19 protein-coding genes are annotated in these 20,550 nt (G+C 49.7%); 14 read left to right on the top strand and 5 right to left on the bottom strand.

Annotated elements, in window-relative coordinates; all coding sequences use genetic code 11:
* Positions 1-2: 2 nt before the first annotated feature.
* A complete protein-coding gene (locus GPK83_RS13800; RefSeq protein WP_252196367.1) occupies positions 3-959 on the bottom strand; it encodes an iron ABC transporter permease in 957 nt (318 codons plus the stop codon).
* Positions 960-972: 13 nt separating this feature from the next.
* A complete protein-coding gene (locus GPK83_RS13795; protein ID WP_015553262.1) occupies positions 973-2,079 on the bottom strand; it encodes an ABC transporter substrate-binding protein in 1,107 nt (368 codons plus the stop codon).
* A gap of 194 nt (positions 2,080-2,273) precedes the next feature.
* Here GPK83_RS13795 and GPK83_RS13790 point away from each other — a divergent pair, with 194 nt between their 5' ends.
* The 4 genes from GPK83_RS13790 (at position 2,274) to GPK83_RS13775 (ending at position 6,549) form a co-directional block, all read left to right on the top strand.
* A complete protein-coding gene (locus tag GPK83_RS13790) occupies positions 2,274-3,062 on the top strand; it encodes an FAD binding domain-containing protein (RefSeq protein WP_015553263.1) in 789 nt (262 codons plus the stop codon).
* Positions 3,063-3,123: 61 nt separating this feature from the next.
* Complete coding sequence (locus GPK83_RS13785) at positions 3,124-3,606, top strand: 2Fe-2S iron-sulfur cluster-binding protein (protein ID WP_015553264.1); 483 nt, start codon at positions 3,124-3,126, stop codon at positions 3,604-3,606.
* Positions 3,603-5,912, top strand: coding sequence for a molybdopterin cofactor-binding domain-containing protein (locus GPK83_RS13780; RefSeq protein ID WP_215705029.1), 2,310 nt, complete (start codon positions 3,603-3,605; stop codon positions 5,910-5,912). The genes GPK83_RS13785 and GPK83_RS13780 overlap by 4 nt, the downstream gene beginning before the upstream one ends.
* A gap of 181 nt (positions 5,913-6,093) precedes the next feature.
* Positions 6,094-6,549, top strand: coding sequence for a prepilin-type N-terminal cleavage/methylation domain-containing protein (locus tag GPK83_RS13775; RefSeq protein WP_199537909.1), 456 nt, complete (start codon positions 6,094-6,096; stop codon positions 6,547-6,549).
* Positions 6,550-6,721: 172 nt separating this feature from the next.
* Here GPK83_RS13775 and citX read toward each other — a convergent pair whose 3' ends face one another.
* Both citX and citC read right to left on the bottom strand, forming a co-directional pair.
* Positions 6,722-8,227 carry a citrate lyase holo-[acyl-carrier protein] synthase gene (gene citX / locus GPK83_RS13770; RefSeq protein ID WP_215705028.1) on the bottom strand — a complete coding sequence of 502 codons (1,506 nt, stop codon included), beginning with the start codon at positions 8,225-8,227 and terminating at the stop codon, positions 6,722-6,724.
* 301 nt (positions 8,228-8,528) lie between these two features.
* Positions 8,529-9,545, bottom strand: a complete 1,017-nt coding sequence (citC, locus tag GPK83_RS13765; RefSeq protein ID WP_215705027.1) for a [citrate (pro-3S)-lyase] ligase — start codon at positions 9,543-9,545, stop codon at positions 8,529-8,531.
* A gap of 529 nt (positions 9,546-10,074) precedes the next feature.
* Between citC and GPK83_RS13760 the strand changes: the two genes are divergently transcribed.
* The 7 genes from GPK83_RS13760 to GPK83_RS13730 all read left to right on the top strand — a co-directional run bounded on the left by GPK83_RS13760 (position 10,075) and on the right by GPK83_RS13730 (position 16,560).
* Positions 10,075-11,136, top strand: a complete 1,062-nt coding sequence (locus tag GPK83_RS13760; protein ID WP_252196366.1) for a tRNA-dihydrouridine synthase family protein — start codon at positions 10,075-10,077, stop codon at positions 11,134-11,136.
* A gap of 14 nt (positions 11,137-11,150) precedes the next feature.
* A complete protein-coding gene (locus tag GPK83_RS13755; RefSeq protein ID WP_117469300.1) occupies positions 11,151-11,621 on the top strand; it encodes a hypothetical protein in 471 nt (156 codons plus the stop codon).
* Between the two features lie 68 nt (positions 11,622-11,689).
* Positions 11,690-12,106: a PaaI family thioesterase gene (locus GPK83_RS13750; RefSeq protein WP_215705026.1), complete on the top strand. Its 417-nt coding sequence runs from the start codon at positions 11,690-11,692 to the stop codon at positions 12,104-12,106.
* 201 nt (positions 12,107-12,307) lie between these two features.
* Positions 12,308-12,664 (top strand): hypothetical protein, encoded by a 357-nt coding sequence (locus GPK83_RS13745; RefSeq protein WP_252196365.1) that lies wholly within the window; start codon positions 12,308-12,310, stop codon positions 12,662-12,664.
* Positions 12,665-12,893: 229 nt separating this feature from the next.
* Positions 12,894-13,703 carry a carbon-nitrogen hydrolase family protein gene (locus tag GPK83_RS13740; protein WP_215705025.1) on the top strand — a complete coding sequence of 270 codons (810 nt, stop codon included), beginning with the start codon at positions 12,894-12,896 and terminating at the stop codon, positions 13,701-13,703.
* Positions 13,704-13,823: 120 nt separating this feature from the next.
* Positions 13,824-14,783: a threonine/serine dehydratase gene (locus tag GPK83_RS13735; protein ID WP_215705024.1), complete on the top strand. Its 960-nt coding sequence runs from the start codon at positions 13,824-13,826 to the stop codon at positions 14,781-14,783.
* A gap of 178 nt (positions 14,784-14,961) precedes the next feature.
* Positions 14,962-16,560 carry an AAA family ATPase gene (locus GPK83_RS13730; RefSeq protein WP_215705023.1) on the top strand — a complete coding sequence of 533 codons (1,599 nt, stop codon included), beginning with the start codon at positions 14,962-14,964 and terminating at the stop codon, positions 16,558-16,560.
* 112 nt (positions 16,561-16,672) lie between these two features.
* Here the strand turns inward: GPK83_RS13730 and GPK83_RS13725 are convergent, their stop codons facing one another.
* Positions 16,673-17,356, bottom strand: a complete 684-nt coding sequence (locus GPK83_RS13725) for a helix-turn-helix transcriptional regulator (protein WP_215705022.1) — start codon at positions 17,354-17,356, stop codon at positions 16,673-16,675.
* Between the two features lie 426 nt (positions 17,357-17,782).
* On the opposite strand from GPK83_RS13725, the gene GPK83_RS13720 reads away from it, so the two are divergent.
* The 3 genes from GPK83_RS13720 to GPK83_RS13710 all read left to right on the top strand — a co-directional run bounded on the left by GPK83_RS13720 (position 17,783) and on the right by GPK83_RS13710 (position 20,463).
* The gene (locus GPK83_RS13720) at positions 17,783-17,965 is read left to right on the top strand and encodes a hypothetical protein (RefSeq protein ID WP_215705021.1); all 183 of its coding nucleotides are present in this window, start codon (positions 17,783-17,785) and stop codon (positions 17,963-17,965) included.
* Between the two features lie 261 nt (positions 17,966-18,226).
* A complete protein-coding gene (locus tag GPK83_RS13715; RefSeq protein ID WP_015553317.1) occupies positions 18,227-19,036 on the top strand; it encodes a polysaccharide deacetylase family protein in 810 nt (269 codons plus the stop codon).
* 92 nt (positions 19,037-19,128) lie between these two features.
* Complete coding sequence (locus GPK83_RS13710; RefSeq protein WP_215705020.1) at positions 19,129-20,463, top strand: replication-associated recombination protein A; 1,335 nt, start codon at positions 19,129-19,131, stop codon at positions 20,461-20,463.
* Positions 20,464-20,550: the final 87 nt, after the last annotated feature.

Here is a 20,550-nt window from a genome sequence, read left to right as displayed (position 1 = left end):
ACTCAGCTCCTCCTTTCCGAGAGAATCAGATAGATCAAAAACGGTGCACCGAGAAGCGATGTGAAGATACTCACAGGCAATTCCACCGCAGTCAGGGACTTCGCCAATACGTCCGCAGTGAGCAGCAGGACACTTCCGATGATCCCGCTCAAAAGACAGGATGACCGCCTGTTGTGCCCGGTGAGAAGTCTCGCCGTGTGCGGGGCGAGAAGACCGATAAAACTAATAAGCCCCGTGACGCTGACTGCGGCAGCCACCGTGAGTGTCGCGAGGAAAAGCACGAAAAACCTGGTCTTCTGGACAGAGACACCCAGCATTCGTGCCTCGTCCTCCTGCACCGACAGCGCCAGTATATGGCGGTGGAGCAGGAAAATAACGGCGGAGCTAAACAGAATGATCACAACAGGGAACGGGATCTTCGAGGCAGTGACACCCGCAAGACTTCCCATGATCCAGTATTCGATGGAAGCCAGCTGTTTTTCCGGGTCAGCCATGAGCTTCAGCACCATGAGAAATGTCTGCGCCAGGGCGTGGACCGCGATCCCCGCGAGAACAATGGAAGAGTGTTCCTTCACTGGGGAAAGGGCAGTGAGTCCAAGGGACAGACAGACTGCGAGAAGTCCGCCGACAAACGCGAAGACCGTGGTGGACGGCGATGCGGCGGAGATAAAAAGGATTGCGAAGGCGGCGCCTGCGCTGGCACCGGAAGAGACGCCGATGATATCGGGGGATGCCAGCGGGTTCCGGAAGACTGTCTGGTAGACGAACCCGGCCACACCGAGGCCAAAGCCGCCGACGAGTCCCATGAGGGCGCGGGGCAGGCGGAGTATGGTAAAAGTGCGGACCGCCATTGGTTCCCCTGCGCAAAGATCCGCCAGGGAGATCGGGTACTTTCCGGTAGTCAGTGCTGAAACAAAGGCGATGACAAGAAATGTCATCGCCAGAGTTGAAATTGCCATTGTCCGGTTGGAATCAGTTTGCGCTTTCCGGAGTGAAGCCATAGAATGTTTCATAGAAATTCTTTTCTGTAGTCTTGAAATCGTCTTCAGTTACAACGTCCGGGTGAAGAATGGAAGCGACATAGTAGCTGCCTAAAAAGCTTGCCGGTACCGGGGAATCGAGAGCTTCGATGTCGCTCGGGATCTGGGCAATGTGTCCTTCTTTTACAGCTGTGCAGTCAGCGAGAGCGGAATCGTTCAGAACAGAGTCAACATCGTAGTCAGCGTCAGCAGCGAGTACGATGTAGTCTGGGTTCCAGGAGAGGATCTGCTCGTAGGAAGTGTCTGCCCAGTATGTATCAGTGATGTCGGAAGCCGCGTTCACGCCGCCGGCGTTCTCGAACAGGGTGGACTGATACATCTCCGGACCAGCGGTCTGTAACAGAGCACTGTTGCCTGCAAGGTATACGGACGGAGTCTCAACGCCGTCGAGGGATTTCTTTAAGCTCTCAAGAGCGTCGGAGATCCAGTACTCCAGCTCCTGGCCTTTCTCAACTACGTCTGCGGCTGTGGAGATCATGTCGATGGTCTCGAACAACTTTGTCTGGTCTTCCGGATTTACAGCGATTACGGTGAGACCAAGCTCTTCCATAGCCGGGATGGAATCCTTTAACTTTGTCGGAACGATCACAAGGTCCGGCTTTAATGCGGCACAGCCCTCAAGGTCAAACTCTTTCGCTGTTCCGACAGACGGGAGTTCTGTGAGTTCCGGAGCGCTTAATTTGTAGATGTTTCTCTTATCGGCCTTTGCCTCAACGCCGACTAACTGGTCATCGAGACCAAGGGCGATCATCAGGCTTGTGGAGATATAGTAGCCGCTGACGAAGGATTCCGGCTGTTTCTCGATCGTAACCTCACGGCCAAGATGGTCAGTGATGGTGACCGGATAGGTGACAGTTATTTCGCCGCCGGCAGCCGCGGATGTCTCAGCAGCGGATTCGGATGCGGCTTCTGTGGTAACTTCAGCAGCTGTCTCAGCCGCGGTCGTCGTGGATGCAGTGCTGTTTCCACATGCAGTCGTGCTCACGGATAATGCGAGAGCTAAGAGCAGGGCAGAAAGCTTCTTGAGATTTTTTTTCATGATCTTTTGTCCTCTTTCAATATTTTTGTGTTGAAATTTCGTTGTATTTTTCTAACTATAACGGAATTATAACAGAAAGTATGTTAAAATTAAAGTATATTTTACAACTGTTCGATAGGGATTACACGCTTGTCTGCGCAGGCTGTGAAAATGCTGGACAGATATGAAGTTTTTGTAGCGACAAGGAGCAAAGAATGAGAGTTATCAGGGAATATAAACGTGCGGAAAGCCTGGAAGAGGCATGGCAGTTAAATCAGAAGAAGAGCAACCGCGTGCTCGGCGGTATGGTCTGGCTGAAAATGGGAAAGATGCAGATCGGTACGGCGATCGACCTCTCCGGTCTCGGACTTGACACCATCGAGGAGACGGGGGAGGAATTCCGGATCGGCTGCATGGTGACACTGAGAGACCTGGAGCTTGATCCGGGACTCAATTCATACACGGACGGCGCGGCGAGGGAGTCCGTGCGCCATATCGTCGGGGTCCAGTTCCGGAATCTCGCGACAGTGGGTGGAAGTATTTATGGAAGATACGGATTTTCCGATGTGCTGACGATGTTTTTGGCCATGGACAGCTATGTGGAGCTTTATAAAGGCGGGATCATTCCGTTAAAGGAGTACGCGAAGATGCCGTATGACAGGGACATCCTGGTGCGGCTCATCGTGAAGAAAGAAAAGGCAGCGTTCGATTACCAGTCTGTCCGCAACAGCCAGACAGACTTTCCGGTACTGACCTGCGCGGCGGCAAAGACGGAGGCAGGATACCAGTTTTCCATCGGGGCGAGACCTGGAAAGGCAGTACTTTTTGAACTTGCAGACGCGGATATTCAAGCCGCAGATGTGGAAAACATGGCAGAAAACGCGGCGAAATGTGTAAAAGAACAGGTCGAGACCGGATCCAACACGAGAGGAAGCGCGGAGTACCGGAAACACCTGGCGGGAGTTCTGGTAAGGAGAGCTGTCTGTAAGCTGGCGGGAAAATAAGAAAGAATTCCAGCCGGATCAATCAGATGAAAGTGAAAAAAATTTATAGAGGAATTATATCATGAACATTACCATGACATTAAACGGAAAGAAGATCTCCGCCGACATCGACGCGGACATGCTTTTGATCGATTTTGTGCGGGATCACGGATGCTACAGCGTGAAGCGCGGCTGTGAGACATCAAACTGTGGTCTTTGTACGGTATTTTTAGATGAGAAGCCGGTATTATCCTGTTCGGTGCTTGCGGCAAGAGCGGACGGAAGAACGGTGACGACCCTGGAGGGACTTCAGGAGGAGGCGAAGGAGTTTGGGGCATTTATTGCGGATCAGGGCGCGGAGCAGTGCGGCTTCTGCAATCCGGGCTTTATCATGAACGCACTGGCGTTGTTCCGGGAAAACGAGTACCCGGAAGAGGAAGAGATCAGGGAATATCTTGCCGGCAACCTGTGCCGCTGCTCAGGCTATGAGGGACAGCTCCGCGGGATCCAGGCGTTCCTTGCATGGAAAAAGGAAAAAAGCGGAAAGGAGTCGGAGAAGTCATGAAATATGTAAATCAACCGGTACGGAAAAAGGACGCGATGCAGCTCGTAACGGGACAGCCGGTCTATGTGGATGATATCGCACCGAAGGACTGCCTGATCGTGAAGCTTCTGCGATCTCCTTACGCAAATGCGATGGTGACATCCGTAAACAAGGCTGCCGCAATGAAGGTGGACGGCATCGAGGCAATCTATACATGGGAGGATATCCCACAGGACGGAAGAAGATATACTCAGGCAGGTCAGACCTACCCGGAGCCGAGCCCGTATGATCGCCTGCTGATCGACCGCCATGTACGGTTTGTCGGAGATGTGGTGGCGATCGTTGCCGGTCGTGATGAAAAATGTGTGGACAAGGCATTAAAGCTTATCAAGGTCCAGTATGAGGTTCTGGAACCGCTTCTTGATTTCCGAAAAGCAAAGGACAATCCGATCCTGGTGCATCCGGAGGAGAACTGGGAGAGCCTGGTTCCGGTCGGGGCGGACAACCGGAGAAATCTGTGCGCCCATGACGAGACCGGCTCCGGAGATATCGAGGAGGTCTTAAAGAACAGCGAGATCGTAATCGACCGAGTCTATCATACGAAGGCGTGTCAGCAGACCATGATGGAGACGTTCCGTACCTTCTGTACCATCGACACCTACGGACGTTTAAACGTAGTGAGCTCTACCCAGATCGTCTTCCACTGCCGCCGGATCATCTCCAATGCGCTCCATATTCCGAAGACCATGATCCGCGTCAGCAAGCCGAGGATCGGAGGCGGCTTCGGTGCAAAGCAGACCTCTGTCAGTGAGGTATATCCGGCATATGTGACATGGATGACGAAAAAGCCGTCAAAGATTATTTTCAGCCGTGAGGAGAGCATGATTGCCTCCACCCCGCGTCATGAGATGGAGATCCATGTGCGGGTCGGTGCAGATAAAAACGGCATTGTGAACGGAATCGATATGTATACGCTGTCCAATACAGGCGCGTATGGAGAGCATGGACCGACCACCGTAGGACTTTCCGGTCACAAATCGATCCCTCTTTACGGAAAGGCAAAAGCATTCCGCTTTGTGAGCGATGTTGTCTATACCAACCACATGTCCGCAGGTGCGTACCGGGGATACGGAGCGACTCAGGGATTGTTTGCTGTGGAGTCGGCGGTGAACGGGCTGGCGGCGAAGCTCCACATGGATCCCTTTGAGATCCGCGAGAAGAATATCATAAGAGAGGGCGATGTGATGCCTGCGTATTATGGTCAGGTCAATACAAGCTGTGCGTTGGACCGCTGTCTTACCCGCGTGAAGGAGATGATCGGCTGGGAGGAGAAGTATCCGGTCCGCGATATGGGCAACGGAAAGGTCCGTGCTGTCGGAATGGGAATGGCGATGCAGGGCTCCGGAATTACCTCCGTCGATGTGGGAAGTGCGACGATTAAGGTCAATGATGACGGATTTTACACGCTTTCCATCGGCGCTGCCGATATGGGAACGGGCTGCGATACGATCCTTGCACAGATCGCGGCAGAGGTGCTGGAGTGTTCAGTGGAGGAGATCATTGTTCTTGGTGCAGACACGGATTCCTCTCCGTATGATTCCGGATCCTATGCGTCCAGTACGACATATGTAACCGGAAAAGCCGTAGAACAGTGTGCATTAAAGATACGGGAACAGATCTGCAAGCTTGGTGCCGGACTTTTAAAGTGTCCGGAGAATGAGGTCGTATTTGACGGAAAATCCGTTCGCAGGGAAGGAGCGGGACAAGATTTTGCCGGACAGGTATCACTTACCGATATTGCGACGGCTTCCATGTGCGGAAATGAGATCGCTTTAGAAGCGACCGTGACGAATTCGTCTCCGCTTTCTCCGCCGCCGTTCATGGTGGGCGCTGCGGAGGTCGAGGTAGATCTTGAGACCGGTGAGGCGAAGGTCATCAACTATGCGGCTGCCGTGGATTGCGGAACACCGGTGAACCCGAACCTGGCAAGAGTTCAGGCAGAGGGCGGTATCCTTCAGGGAATCGGCATGGCACTCACGGAAAATATCACCTATAATGCACAGGGAAAACTTGCGGAGAACTCCCTGATGCAGTATAAGATCCCGACCCGTATCGATATCGGACATATCTGTGTAGAGTTTGAGAGCAGCTACGAGGATGCGGGACCGTTTGGCGCGAAATCCATCGGTGAAGTCGTGATCAATACACCGCTTCCGGCTGTGTCGGATGCGATCTTTAACGCCACAGGAACCAGGTTCTACGAACTCCCGATCACACCGGAAAAGATCGCCATGGCAGTGGCAGAACGGGAGAAAGAACAGGCCTGATCTGGTGACATAATTTGGACAATAGAACGCCATGTGACCATATGTTATAAACAAAGAGTACAATTGTCTGTAACTTTACAGTTACAAGTACCCAATGTAACAAATAACCAGCCGGGGAATAACAGAATAACGGAAAATGTCATCGGGTACCCCGGTTCAACGAAGAAAGCTGGGGGTGTGTATGGCGAAAAGAAAGCAGAAAATGAAGAGACTGGATCATGGAGGATACTCGTTAGTAGAGCTGATGGTGGTAATTGTCATCATGGTGATCCTGGCTTCTGTGAGCATTGGAGTTTATAATGGTTACGTAAATCGCGCGAGGAGCGCAGTGTTCTATGAAAAGGGACATCGGATCGCGGAAGCGTTTAAAATTTGTGAAGCAGAACATGGTCTTTCCGGAGAATTCGATAAGCGTGAGATGGCAGAAGAAATCGGAAATATAATGAAAAAGCCGAATGATCCGGACAGCCCGCTCTATCTGTATGTGGGAGAAGACACGGATGACTGTACTGATTTCACCCTTTCCTTCAAGAATACCGGAGATGGAAAAATGGAGATCAATGGATTTACCTACACTGCAGATACGTATGAGATCAGATGGACTGAGGACGACGGCGTGAAGGTAACGATGGAGTAAGAAAAGGTCAGCAGCTCTTTAGATAAGCAGAGCTGCTGGCCTTTTCGGCAGTCAGGTATTTAGAAGAAGCTGCCAACGGTGGAAGCTGCCGGTCTCACATACTCAGAAGAAATTACTGGCAGGGTGGAAAGAAGCGGTCCCCACGCGGCATGAGCAGCGCCTTTGGACCATCTTAAATATTCGCAATCATACCGGCAGATTCCAGAAAATAGAACATCAGGCTGACGGCGAGAAGGTCTGCGCAGCCGCCGGGACTTAAGTTGTCTGTGATGTACTGATGGTCCAGGGAGTTCAGGGTCTCTTTAAAATTTTCTTTTGTGACAGTGGAGAGCAGGCGCTTTGCCTGCTCTTTGCTTTTTTTCGCAAGCTCCGTCCCCCCCCTGTGAACCATATTGGTGTCGTCAACTTCAGAGATCAGGGTGAGAAGAGCCATGACGGCGGCGTCATTTAAAGAGAAACCGGAGAAAAGCCATTTTTTGAGGGATGGCAGACCGATCTGGACTGCGGATGGGAAACCGGCAGCCGCCTCACCGCGGGCACCCTGGATACCGTAGGCGGTAAAGATGCGTTCCCCGTTCGTAGAAAGTGATACGAAATGTGTTCTGACGTCGGGGGCAGAAGCGCTTTGCGGATCGGACTGCATCTTGTCAGGTGTATGTCCGGAAATATGTTGGGTTTCGGAACCGGGAAGCGGAGTCTGCACGTTCGGAAGTCGATGCAGATCTGCGAGAGAGCACTCCCCTAACTTCCTGCATTCCTGAAGCACATCCTCCAACGGCAGCGGAAGCTCCCGCCCCGCGTGAACTTTTCCAAGCGCCCCGCAGAGGATTGCCGAGGCAAAGACAAGCCCCTTGTGGGTGTTGATCCCGCCCGTGGCGGAAAACATGGCGGTTTCCGCCCGCTGTCCGGCGTAGCGAAGCCGTTCAAAGAGCTGTCCGTCCGGCTCACTGCTGTGATCCCATCCCAGGCAGAAGAATTCCCGGAACCACGGGATCAGGGAGGCGCTGCTGTCAAGGAATGTAAAAAAGTCCATATCTTTGTGGGAGCCGGAGTTGTTCCGATCCACCAGTCCCGGCTTCGGGGTGGTTGAAACCTCGTAGAGCAGTCCCCGTACCGCCGCGGAAGCCGCCTGATCAGCTGCCCGGTCCCGGAAGAATTCATGGAAGAGCTTTGCCGTCTGCCACTGGATCAGCTCCATGGAATGGGACTTTTTTTGTGCGCAGACATGGGCATCTTCCCCGCAGACAAGACAGGTTCTGGGGAGAAGTCCGAGATCATGCCGCTTTACGGAAATTCCATCGGGACCGCAGACGTCAAGGTTGAAGAGACGGCCCAAAGGGTGGCTTTCCTCGACGGAGACGAGAAATTTTTTGACCTGTATGGCCTGGGACTTTAAAAGAAAGAACGCGCAGTCACCGGTATTTTTCTCATAAACCTCCGTTTTCAGAACAGAGAAACGGGAGAGGTGGTCAGACAGTTCCCGTACTTCCTCCCGGAATGCCGCCCGGGCGAAGGGAAACGTCTTGACTGTCCCGGCAATATTTAAGGAAAACTCCACAAGACAGATCTCCCCGCCGGTAGTAAGAAGTTCCCATTTTTTCAGGACGCGCCGGTCTCTGGCGGCGCGAAGTTCCACGGAAGTCACCGGTGAGCCGGTAATTACATTATTCAGGTTCATAAAAAAACACTCCATTTGGAATTTAATTCGAACTTCCTAAATGCAGAAAATGCTGTGCAAAGACTTTTTGAACGCAGATAAGCATTCCCCCGCTTCAAGTGCGCGGAGCACTAAGCGGTGAGTGAGTGGGATGCTTATGTCAGTGGGAGTTGAAAGCTCCCACTGACAGATCGCGAAGCAACTGCGTTCATGAGCAAGTAGCGAAGCGGATTGCGAATGTCCGCTTTACTTTCGCACAGCATTTCAGCTATCATGCATCTGGAAAAACGTCAGAGAACAGGATTGGCAGGAGAATTCGCAGTTACTTAAAGCTTTCCTTCAAATACTCCGCCGTACACTCCGGCACCAGCGACAGAACTTCGTCGGTCACGCCCTGCTCATCCAACAATTTCCGAACTCTGGAAGCACTGATGACCTCCGGCTTTCCATCCGGTCCCTCTGTGGTGATCCGGTCGATCTTGATGAAGGAGATGCCGTATTTCGGGAGAATGCGGATCATCGCCTCGTTGTAGCGCCTTGTTACCGGATCAAAAGGCTCTTCCCCGGCGAAACGTTTTGTAATATGAAGGAGCGGCGCGATCCTCGACGCGAACAGTGTGATGTCGAGCTCACTCTGGATCTTCGCCGCGTCCTCGTCGTCCTTTAAGAAGTAGGTCGGGAATGTAGCGTTGGAGATCATATATGGTCCTGATGGATGCACAATGACGTTCGGAAGATGATCTGTACCTTCCCGGACAAGCTTCAGACGGTCCGCAAACGGGAACCTGGACCGGTTCTCCTCAACCACGAAGATATGGAGCAGGGAACATGCCTTAGCGGCGTAAGTGATCAGGGCGAGATGACCTTTCGTGAAGGGATTGCAGTTCATGACGATACAGCCCACGTTCTCATCGGTATCTGTCCCAGCGAGAAATTTCTTATAATAGTTGTCCAGTCCGGATTTCTTATTCTCCAGCATCAGGACAGCTTCGGTTTCTGCCAGCGGGTAAAATCCGCAGGATGTAAAGAGCACCTTGTTTTTCGGTCTTGTGATCACGAAGAGATCGTAATGCCCTGCCTCAAACCGGTTTTCGACAAGTCTGGACACGAGACTTCCGAGAGCATTTTGTCCTCTGAGACTCTCATCCACCGCAAAGCATTTTAAAAGATTTCCTGCGCAGCATCCGCATCCGGTGAGATTGTCATCGGAATCAAACACGCCGAACGCCGCTTCGATATCGTCCTCATAATTTAAATGATGCTTTGCGAGAAACTCCACAAGCATCTGTCTGTCATGGGAAAAACCAAGGGATAATTCATGAATACTGAGTTCTGTCATATAAAAGCACCTCCAAATGAGATAAACAGCAATGATGTCGTAATGGGACTATGAATATAGTATAGATGAAAAAAGGATAGTTTTCCAGAGAAAAGGCAGAGAAAAAAAGGGAAAATTGTAACAGGAAATTCACGGTTTGTCATTGGACTATACCAGATGTCATGACGGCTTTCGTTTCGAATGCTGCGGCACTTCGCACGCATTAACAGTTTTATCAGTTCTGAGGTTTTCATATAGATTTCTTCTTTGATTATGACAGGTGCAGATGTGTTAGTCAATGAAAAATAGACACGTATTTATACGTGCAGAAAAATGAAATAGATTGTGTTAATAACTGCAGAAAAATGGTTAAGTGGACGAGCAGGTCCGAATGAGTCAGAGCAAAAGAAATAAGAATTGCTGTCAGATATCCATACCTTAGCATGTTATAGAAGATTTTATAATTTGCTCTGACGTTCCAAATGTGGTACGATAAGAAAAACAGTTCAGGAAGAACTGTGAGTTTACGAAAAGATACGAGGAACATGACATGCTGCATCTATATTTCGCCCCATTGGAGGGAATCACAACATATCCATACAGGAATCTGCACCACAAGTATTTCGGTGGTGTAGACAAATATTTTACACCATTTCTGGCACCGGGACCGGAGCAGGGGATGAGCGTGAAGGAGATGCGGGATGTGCTGCCGGAGAATAATGCGGGGGTACCGGTGGTGCCGCAGATTTTGACGAACCGGGCGGGAGATTTTCTTCTGGCATCAAAGAAATTAGCAGAGATGGGATACCGGGAGATCAACCTGAATCTTGGATGTCCGTCAGGGACGGTCACAGCGAAGAAAAAAGGTTCCGGTTTTTTACTTTACCCGGATGATCTGGATCGTTTTTTTGATGAAGTGTTCTCGGACGCGTCGGTGAGAAACGGGGAGTTCCAGATCTCTGTTAAAACCAGGATCGGAAAGAATGAAGTGGAAGAGTGGCCGGAGATCATGGAGGTCTACAACCGGTACCCGATCAGCGAGCTGACAGTGCATCCACGGATCCAGAAGGAGTTTTATAAAGGTGTTCCGCATCTTGATGTTTTTGCGGATATTTTAAAGGAGAGCCGGAATCCCGTCGTGTACAACGGAGATCTGTTCACGGCAGAGCATATGAAAAAGTTTCGGGAGAAATTCCCGACGGTGGAAAACGTGATGATCGGGAGGGGACTCATCAGAAATCCGGCACTGGCAGAGTTGATAAAAATAGAAGAAGCCGGTGTGGAAAATGCCCAGGTCTGTGCAGGAACAGAAAACGGAAACAAAGAGACATCACCGGAGCAGACGGAAAAGACAGTACCGGAGTCCAGAAACACGGGAGACAATCTCATGCCCCGGATCCGTGCCTTCCACGATGAGATCTTTGAATATTACCGCGAGACCATGTCCGGCGACAGAAATCTTCTTTTCCGTATGAAAGATTTATGGAGCTATATGTTAGCTGAAGTACCGGACAGCGAAAAACTTGCGAAAAAGATCCGCAAATCCCAGCATGTGCCGGAATATCTGGCGGCGGTGGATGAGGCGTTTGCGGGATGGGAGCGGACGTTTTAAGAAAGGAGAAGCCTATGCAGCTACTGATCAAACAGAGAGTTTTCTCATGGACCGATACATACGATGTGTATGATGAGAAGGAAGAACCAAAATACTTTGTAAAAGCGGAATTTTTTGCACTGGGGCATCAGATCCACGTATACGACAAGAGCGGACGGGAAGTCGGCATGGTGAAACAACGCCTCCTTACCCTGCTTCCGGCATTCGATATCGAGATCGATGGAAAAGAATTCGGAAGTGTGCAGAAAGAGTTTACCTTCTTTAAGCCGCGGTATGAACTGGATTACAACGGATGGCGGTGTGAGGGCGATTTTCTGGCCTGGGACTACGATGTGTATGAGGAGTGCTGTGCGGTGGTTCATATTTCAAAGAAGCCGTTCCATTGGGGCGACACCTATGTGATCGACATTCTGGATCCGAAGGACGAAATTATGGCACTGATGCTGGCAATCGCCATCGATGCTGCAAACTGCACGAATAAATGATCATCGTCATAGACAGAAGATCATGTGAAAAAGCAGAAGGACAGAAGTAGAAATGTGGAGGAAATGATATGGAGAATCCCGGAAAAGAAACGTATGTAGAACAGATGGAGCGTGTGAATCAAACAAACCCATTTATGCTCCACAACAGGATCCGTGCGGTCGCATTATCGGAAGACCGGGCCGAGGTCCGGGCTGAGATCACAGAGGATTCCCTGAATGCTATGCAGACCGTCCACGGCGGCCTGATGTTCGTGATGGCGGAGGTTGCCGCGGGACTTGTAACGAGGAATGACGGAAGAAAATATGTGACTCTGGACAGCTCTTTCCGTTTCCTTCGCGGCAGCAGCGCAAAAAACATTCAGGGTCTGGCGCAGATCACAAAGCGCGGGAAGACCGTCTGCTTTACAAAAGCTGAGGTCGTGGAGACCGATACGGGGAAGCTCCTGGCAGAAGGAGAATTTACGTTTTATTGTATGGGTGAGTAGGGATAAAAACAAAAATCCGGCAATAACACGTGTTTTCGAAACCTATCTCGGCGAGCCCTACGGGGAAAAGTCACACAATCAACAGTTCATATCAGATCCGCTTTTTTAGGATTGTTGAAAAAATACAATTTGAGGGGGGTGATTTTTATCACAGAAAAGGATTATTATCAGGCGGGAAAGGCGGTGTATATGATCCAGAATATGAATCAGACATTAAACCAACCGTTTGGTGATGGGGCACATATTCTATATGTGAACGGAGAGTACCGTGACGATTCCGCCATTGGAAAGCTGATGCATGATTTCAACTGCGCAGATGCAGATGACATGCATTACGGATTGCTGGCAGAAAGAACAAGGTATCTCAAGGAAAATTCGAAGGGAGTGAACGAGATGTACCGGACAATGGATGAGGTGGAAAAAGAGTGTTATGAGGAAGGACGAGAGACGCAGGCTGAATTGACGGCCATAAATCTTCGAAAACTAGGATTGCCGCTGGAGCAGATAGCCCATGCTGTTGGATTCCATGTGGAAAAGGTTGAAAAGTGGGTTAAGTAGGAAAAGAAAGATGGTGTGGGGATAAAGATAATCGGTCGATCGTAAAGAGCTGATAATGGGGGAAAGAACTGTGTACGATAAGAAAGAGACGGGGATGCCTGTCTCTTTCTGTATTCTGTCGGAATCTAAAAAATGGCTTTTTAGGGCCAAATAAAACACTGAATCTGTATATAGAAAAAGTGTGTGATATGTAGTATGATAAGGGAAATAAATTCTGTGGGAGAAAGACATGGAAAGCTTATTTGTTATGGCACAGGTCGCACCAACTGAATATCCAAAAGATAATCTCGAGAAAGCTGACAGCTTAGTAAAGGAAGCAGCAGAAAAATATCATCCGGGTATGATTCTTTTCCCAGAAACTTTTATGAGCCGTTTTCCGGCTGGTACAGACATTGCAACAGCAAATGCGGTTGCGGAACCGCTGGACGGAGAATTTGTGCAGGGAATGAAAAAATTAGCCGCAGATCATGATGTATGGCTCACATTCGGAATGAAGGAGACCATTGAGGATCCGGCTGATCATCGCTGTTACAATACAGTTGTTATGGTGAATAACAAGGGAGAAATCGTACAGACTTACAGAAAAACGCATTTATATGATGCGTTCGGATACAAGGAATCCAATGAGTATAAAGCTGGAGACAAGTTTTTTGAGCCAGTAGATACTCCGTTTGGAAAACTCGGTTTATTTGTCTGCTACGAAGTTCGTTTCCCGGAAGTAGCACGTTACCAGAAGGCCAAAGGAGCTGAGATTGTCATTATGCCGACTGCATGGTTCAAAGGCGATTTAAAGAGTCATCAGTTCCGTACACTGATTACCTCCAGAGCACTGGAAAACACATTTTTCGTATTTGCGTGCGATCAGTGCGGAGGCACAGCGATGGGTGAGAGTGTAGCAGTCGATCCGATGGGAGTTGCCTTTGCAGCTGGAAATGAAAGAGAAGAACTGATTCCGGTATATGTGGATACGGATCGGATCAAGGAAGTGGAGAGCAAACTTCCATCCTTTAAAGACAGAAGACCTGCCCTTTATATTTAGCTCAATCTCATATGTTTAAATACCTCTTTTTTGGAGCCAGAGAAATCTGGCTCTCTTTTGTTTTACATCTGGGGTTTCGGATGGTACAATCAAAGCATCAACGCAGAGGAGGAAAAACATATGTCTCTTACCTTGGAAAAAATTTTTGAAGCGAAAAACAGGATCGCCCCGTACACGACGAGAACACCGCTCATCCGTCTGGAAAAGCTGGACGAGTACCTTGGCTGTCAGGTGTATCTGAAGGCGGAGTGCATGCAGATCACCGGCGCATTTAAGCTCCGCGGAGCGGTCAACAAGATCAGGATGCTGACACCGGAGCAGTTAAGCTGCGGGATCGTCGCGGCATCTTCGGGAAACCACGGAAAGGCAGTGGCGTATACTGCAAAGAAGCTTGGTGCAAAGGCGACGATCGTGATGCCGTATACGGCACCGGCTATTAAAGTAAATGCGATCAAAGAGCTGGGAGCGGAGGTCGTTCAGTGTGAGACATCTGAGCGGTTTGACGTTGCGGAGCGGATCTGCAGGGAGAAAAATGCGACCATGGTTCCGCCGTACAACGACGAGGAGATTATGGCCGGACAGGGAACCGCGGGAATCGAGATTCTGGAACAGTGTCCGGAGATCGATACGATTATCGTTCCGGTCAGCGGCGGCGGACTCATCGGCGGTGTCTCAACGGCGGTAAAGGGTATGGATAACAGTGTTAAGGTCTACGGGGCAGAGCCGGCAGCGCTTCCGAGATACAGCGCAAGTCTGGCGGCCGGAAAGCCGGTGAAGGTTGAACAGAAGAAGTCTATCGCGGACGCTCTTGTGTCCCAGATGCCGGGAGACCAGTGCTATCCGTATGTGGCGGCGAACGTGGACGGATTTTTTGATGTGGAGGATGAGTATCTGTTAAAAGCATGGAAGCTGCTCCTGACAGAGGGAAAGATCTTCTGCGAGCCGTCCTCCGCCATCACCGTCGGTGCGGTCTTACAGGGACTTGCGAAGGTGAAAAAGGATGAGAAGGTCTGCTTCCTGATCTCAGGTGGAAGCGCGGGGCTGGATCAGCTGAAGGTGCTGGAGAATGTGACGATCTGACAGAAAATTGAACCTGCCGGTCTGGCAGACGTTCGGCTGATCATCGGTAGCTCGTGATCAGGACACTCTGTTATCGGAAGGGGTCTCATAAGGCATAAAGGCGGACGGTTCTTGTGATCTCAATCAGAATCAGGTATAATAAGAGTAATATAAATATATTTCGCAGGGAGGGAGTCACATGGGAAGCTATCTGAATCCGGGAAGCAAAGGATTTCAGGAAAGTTTAAACTCGGAAATTTATATGGATAAAACAGGACTGATCGAGAAGACAAATGCGGTTCTGAATACCCGGCAGAAGTTTCTGTGTGTTAGTCGGCCAAGGCGTTTTGGAAAGTCAATGGCAGCAGATATGCTGGCTGCGTATTATGACCGGGGAGAGGATTCCTCCAGCTTGTTTGCGTCTCTAAAAATCAGTGGGGCAGCTTCTTACCATGTTCATCTGAACCAATATGATGTCATCAAAGTCAATATGCAGGAGTTTCTCAGCATGACCCACGACATGGATGATATGCTGGCCATGCTGCAGAAATACCTGGTGTTTGATCTTATGGAACATTTTGGAGATATTCGGTTCCGGGATGAAAATAATCTGATTCAGGTGATGAAAGATATCTATGCGAAAACAAAGCGTTCTTTCGTGATTCTGATCGATGAGTGGGACTGCCTTTTCCGGGAGTATCAGCAGGATCAGAATGCGCAGAAAAAATATCTGGATTTTCTTCGCGCGTGGCTTAAGGACAAGGATTATGTTGCTCTGGCTTATATGACAGGAATTCTGCCTATAAAAAAATATGGATCCCATTCGGCACTTAACATGTTTACTGAGTATTCCATGACAGATCCTGGTGATATGGCAGAATATTTTGGATTTACAGAGCAGGAAGTATCGGACCTGTGTAAAAAGTATCAAATGAGTTTCGATGAGGCAAAACAGTGGTATGATGGATATGATCTGATTGCTCATCATCAATCGGGTGACAGATATTACTCCATGTACAGTCCAAAGTCTGTTGTTGAAGCCATGCTGCGGCACAAATTCGGTACTTATTGGAATCAGACAGAAACATATGAAGCTCTGAAGATTTATATCCAAATGGATATGGATGGTCTGCAGGATTCAGTGGTGAGAATGCTTGCAGGTGAGTCGGTATCAATCAATATTGGAACCTTCAGCAATGATATGACCACATTTGCGACAAAAGATGATATTCTGACATTACTGGTTCATCTTGGATATTTAACCTATGACAGTATCAGAGAAACTGCAGCGATACCAAACAAAGAGGTTTCACAGGAGTATGTAAATGCGATCAGTACAATGAACTGGCATGGAGTTGCAGATTCCGTGGAGTCATCCAGAAAATTATTAGAGGCATTGTGGGCAATGGATGCGGATACTGTCGCCTCCGGAATTGATAAAGCGCATGAGGAAATGTCTATTCTTCAATATAATGACGAGAATTCGCTCAGTTGCACGGTCAATCTTGCATTCTATTTTGCACGGGAATACTATACGATGATCCGCGAATTACCTTCAGGAAAAGGTTTTGCTGATATATGTATGATTCCGCGCAAGACGCATCTGGATAAACCGGCGGTGGTGATTGAACTGAAGTGGGATAAAAGCGCAGCCGGTGCGCTGAACCAGATCAAAGAAAAGAATTATGGAAGTGCTTTAAAAGATTATCAGGGAAATCTGCTATTGGTTGGAATTAATTATGACAGAGTGACTAAGAAACATGAATGTGTTATTGAGGTGGCACAGAAACAGCTCTAATAGAATGGGCTTTTTGTTTGCAGCTATGCAGGTACTGAACAGTTGCGAGAAATGTAAACCGGAGTACAAGTATATCAAGATGCCTGTACTCCGGTTTTTTATGAGAAGCGAGCTATTCTTCGCTGCTGTTATCCCCACGTCCGCTCCGTGCTTCCTCAAGGTAGTTGTAGAGCGTATATTTTGATACCTGAAGCGTCTCGCAGAGAAGAACGCTGGTCTTGGAAATTTTGAAGACACCCTTCTGGTCGAGGTAGTCCAATGCGCGGATCTTTTCCTCCTTGTTCATCAGTCCCATCGGTTTTCCGACCAGAAGCTCCGCCTGTTTCATGTAGTACTTAAGAATGTCATCCACATTTTTTGTGGCCAGGGCATCGATATCATTTGTCGGCGCGTGATGGGTCATCGGGTACTGAACAAAAGCACCCAGCGCACGCTGCGCATTCAGGAGATCCGAGACGTCCAGATTCACACAGACAGATCCAACGATCTTTCCGCTTTCGTCCGGAATCAGCGTGGTGAAAGATTTATAGAAACGGTCTTTCGGTCCATTGGAGAAGGTCTGGATGCTGTCTTTCATCGGCTCGATGTCTTTTCCGAGCTGTGTGATCATTCCGCCCTTCGGTGAACCGCCAACCGCACGGCCACTGACCGCCGGGTTTAAGGCGTAAACGATGGTGTGATCGTATCCTTTCCGGTAATCGTGGATCAGGATCTCGCTGTTTTCGCCTAAAAATTTCTGGAGTCCCTCGAGAAAACGGATCAGAAAGTCAAAGTCAAGATACTGGGAAATTTCCATAAATGTACCCCCATAAGATAAGCGTCAAAAACGGACATCTCCCCGGGGTGTTCGCCGTATATACGCTATGTGAAAAAAATAACAAAACAGAGGTATAAAGAAATGCCTCTGCAGGCTTCGATGTAAGTCCAGAATAGCATATGACAAACTGTTTGTCAACAAAATAACATTAATGCAAACAAAAAGTCTGAAATAACTATTGACATTCCATATAGTATGGCATATAATGAAGACACCAAACAAAAAGGAAGGAAAACAAACTTTCAGTTATAAATACCCATCCTTTTCCGGACCAGGGATCCACTCACAGGGATCCCGAGTCCACCCACTTGAGACAGATGTATTTCACTCCTTGTTATAGAAAACATGCAATGATAGCGGTACTGAACAGTTACGAGATCATGCAGCTATGAAGACGCCGGATCGTTGCAGAATCACATCGTGGTGGATGTGATAGAGACCGGTTTTCTGGCAGATTGGATGCCTGCCAGGAAAATGGAAGGCCGGGAGGCCCGCTGTCTCGCCACGGCGAAAAAATTCATGTTCCCGGTGTGGATTTCCCTGAAAAGGGAAATATTATGGTACATATTGAGCAGGCAGAGCCCCTGAAGCAGCTTATCCCCAATACAGCTGTTTCAGGGGCTTTGTCTTTTTTGAGGGAGAAAACAGAGCGGTAAAGTGTGGGGCGGCCGCATATATTGTATCGATGTAACTGTTCAGTAGGTCTGCGCATTTACTGCGCTGACCGTAAGAAAACTTAGAATAGAAGGCAAAAATCCTATCGGCACAGCCGATTTGGAATGGATTTTTGCGCGTAACTGTGAGTGCCGAACAGTTACGTATCGGTAATACATGCAGCTGGAGGAGCGTATGAAATTCAAACAGAAAGTTTTTATTTTTATTGTGATCCTGATCGTGGATATGATCCTGGCTTGGGGGGCAGTGCGGATGTGGAAGGGAAGAGGGGAAATATTTGATACGCACGAGGGAAAACCGGTTGATACGGGAAGAATCCCTGTGCCGGGCGAAGGGATGACCACTGAGGTTTCGGGACATGATCACAGCGGAGCCGGACGATCGGAAAAGGCTGTATCAGATCTGTACGGCCAGCAGGAAGACATCGCAAAAAAGTATACGGCACTCACCTTTGATGACGGCCCGAATCCCAAATACACAAAGCCGCTCTTAGACGGCCTCAGGGAACGCGGAATCCGCGTGACCTTTTTCCTCGTGGGCGAATGCATCGACGGAAATGAGGATCTCGTAAAGCAGATGGCAAAGGACGGACATCTCATCGGTGTTCACTGTATGACCCACAAGGATCTCACAAAAGAGAAGCTTTCCGACGCAGCAAAAGAACTCTGGGCCGCACGGGAGAAGATCCGGGCAGTAACCGGGACCCTGCCGGAGTATGTCCGTCCGCCCTATGGGAACTGGAATGCGAAGCTGGAGGAGGCCGTGGACATGATCCCCGTATTCTGGGATGTGGACTCCATCGACTGGCGGTTGAAAAATACGGAGAAAGTCACCGCAAAAGTGGTGAAAGATACGGAGGACGGGGACATTATCCTGATGCATGACGAGTTCAAAACCTCTGTGGAAGCGGCGTTCCGGATCATTGACAACCTGACAGCGAAAGGGTATACTTTTGTTACAGTAGACGAACTGATGGTCGATTAAGACCTGCAAAAAGAGCGGTAATGGATGCAGCGCGCAGATGGTGATATTTCATGCGGAAACGGAGCGCTGCAAAACGCAGAAAGGCAGCAGCCATGGATTTATTTGACTATATGAGAGCGAACACGATGGAAAAGGAGTCGCCGTTAGCATCCAGGATGCGTCCGACGACTCTGGACGAGGTGGTCGGGCAGAAACATATTATCGGGAAGGACAAGCTCCTCTACCGCGCGATCAAGGCGGATAAGCTTGGATCCGTGATCTTTTACGGTCCGCCGGGAACGGGAAAGACGACTCTGGCGAAAGTGATCGCAAACACGACAAGTGCCCGGTTCGAGCAGATCAATGCGACTGTAGCCGGGAAAAAAGATATGGAAGAGATCGTAAAGAACGCCAAGGATTCCATCGGTATGTACGGGCAGAAGACGATCCTCTTCGTGGACGAGATCCATCGCTTTAATAAGTCCCAGCAGGACTATCTGCTTCCGTTTGTGGAGGATGGAACGATCACCCTGATCGGCGCGACAACGGAGAATCCGTACTTTGAGGTGAACAACGCCCTGCTGTCAAGATCCAGGATCTTTGAGTTAAAACCGCTGGAAAAGCAGGATATCCGGGAACTTGTGATGCGGGCGGTTTATGATACGGAAAAAGGAATGGGAACCTACAGCGCCGATATTACCGACGAGGCGGCGGATTTCCTGGCGGATGTGGCGAACGGCGACGCGAGAGCGGCGTTGAACGCAGTGGAGCTGGGAATCCTGACGACAGATAAATCCGATGACGGAAAGATCCATATCACGATCGATGTGGCGGCGGAATGTATCCAGAAACGGGTGGTGCGCTATGACCATGACGGGGACAACCACTACGATACGATCTCCGCGTTCATTAAGAGCATGCGTGGTTCTGACCCGGACGCTGCGGTCTACTACCTGGCGCGGATGCTGTATGCCGGCGAGGACGTGAAATTTATTGCCCGACGGATCATGATCTGTGCGTCGGAGGACGTGGGAAACGCGGACCCGAATGCCCTGGTGGTGGCGGTGAGCGCGGCCCAGGCCGTTGAGCGGATCGGCATGCCGGAGAGCCAGATCATCCTCTCCCAGGCGGCAGCTTATGTCGCCACCGCGCCGAAGAGCAACGCGGCATACATGGGGATCGCAAAAGCGATGAAGACCGTGGCGGATACGCGGACCATGCCGGTACCTGCCCATCTTCAGGACAGGCACTACAAGGGCGCTGAAAAGCTTGGACATGGTCTCGGCTACAAGTATGCCCACGACTACCCGAACCACTATGTCACCCAGCAGTACCTGCCGGACGGAGTGGAGGGAATGCGGTTTTATGAGCCGTCGGAGAACGGGTATGAGAAGAAGATCCGGGAGCATATGGAGTTTATCAAGAGAGAAGCCGGGGAGACAGAATAAGGAATTTTGTGAAATAATTCGCTGAGCTGCCTGAGCGCTGTATACGCGGTAAGACAATTAAGCTGTAGATGCTGCAGACAATAAAGA

Source organism: Clostridium sp. MCC328, assembly GCF_018785465.1.
In the GTDB taxonomy this organism is placed as follows: domain Bacteria; phylum Bacillota; class Clostridia; order Lachnospirales; family Lachnospiraceae; genus Pilosibacter; species Pilosibacter fragilis.
Note: the sequence above shows the minus strand (reverse complement) of the source record. Positions and strands in the feature narration are given on the sequence as shown.

What these genes read in the sequence shown, in the direction of transcription:
- GPK83_RS13780 (WP_215705029.1), top strand. Translation starts at nt 3,603, where the DNA reads ATGAAATATGTAAATCAACCGGTACGGAAAAAGGACGCGATGCAGCTC.
- GPK83_RS13740 (WP_215705025.1), top strand. Translation starts at nt 12,894, where the DNA reads ATGGAAAGCTTATTTGTTATGGCACAGGTCGCACCAACTGAATATCCA.
- citX (WP_215705028.1), bottom strand. Translation starts at nt 8,227, where the DNA reads ATGAACCTGAATAATGTAATTACCGGCTCACCGGTGACTTCCGTGGAA.
- citC (WP_215705027.1), bottom strand. Translation starts at nt 9,545, where the DNA reads ATGACAGAACTCAGTATTCATGAATTATCCCTTGGTTTTTCCCATGAC.
- GPK83_RS13785 (WP_015553264.1), top strand. Translation starts at nt 3,124, where the DNA reads ATGAACATTACCATGACATTAAACGGAAAGAAGATCTCCGCCGACATC.
- GPK83_RS13750 (WP_215705026.1), top strand. Translation starts at nt 11,690, where the DNA reads ATGGAGAATCCCGGAAAAGAAACGTATGTAGAACAGATGGAGCGTGTG.
- GPK83_RS13730 (WP_215705023.1), top strand. Translation starts at nt 14,962, where the DNA reads ATGGGAAGCTATCTGAATCCGGGAAGCAAAGGATTTCAGGAAAGTTTA.
- GPK83_RS13755 (WP_117469300.1), top strand. Translation starts at nt 11,151, where the DNA reads ATGCAGCTACTGATCAAACAGAGAGTTTTCTCATGGACCGATACATAC.
- GPK83_RS13725 (WP_215705022.1), bottom strand. Translation starts at nt 17,356, where the DNA reads ATGGAAATTTCCCAGTATCTTGACTTTGACTTTCTGATCCGTTTTCTC.
- GPK83_RS13715 (WP_015553317.1), top strand. Translation starts at nt 18,227, where the DNA reads ATGAAATTCAAACAGAAAGTTTTTATTTTTATTGTGATCCTGATCGTG.
- GPK83_RS13800 (WP_252196367.1), bottom strand. Translation starts at nt 959, where the DNA reads ATGGCAATTTCAACTCTGGCGATGACATTTCTTGTCATCGCCTTTGTT.
- GPK83_RS13775 (WP_199537909.1), top strand. Translation starts at nt 6,094, where the DNA reads ATGGCGAAAAGAAAGCAGAAAATGAAGAGACTGGATCATGGAGGATAC.
- GPK83_RS13760 (WP_252196366.1), top strand. Translation starts at nt 10,075, where the DNA reads ATGCTGCATCTATATTTCGCCCCATTGGAGGGAATCACAACATATCCA.
- GPK83_RS13795 (WP_015553262.1), bottom strand. Translation starts at nt 2,079, where the DNA reads ATGAAAAAAAATCTCAAGAAGCTTTCTGCCCTGCTCTTAGCTCTCGCA.
- GPK83_RS13735 (WP_215705024.1), top strand. Translation starts at nt 13,824, where the DNA reads ATGTCTCTTACCTTGGAAAAAATTTTTGAAGCGAAAAACAGGATCGCC.
- GPK83_RS13790 (WP_015553263.1), top strand. Translation starts at nt 2,274, where the DNA reads ATGAGAGTTATCAGGGAATATAAACGTGCGGAAAGCCTGGAAGAGGCA.
- GPK83_RS13745 (WP_252196365.1), top strand. Translation starts at nt 12,308, where the DNA reads ATGAATCAGACATTAAACCAACCGTTTGGTGATGGGGCACATATTCTA.
- GPK83_RS13710 (WP_215705020.1), top strand. Translation starts at nt 19,129, where the DNA reads ATGGATTTATTTGACTATATGAGAGCGAACACGATGGAAAAGGAGTCG.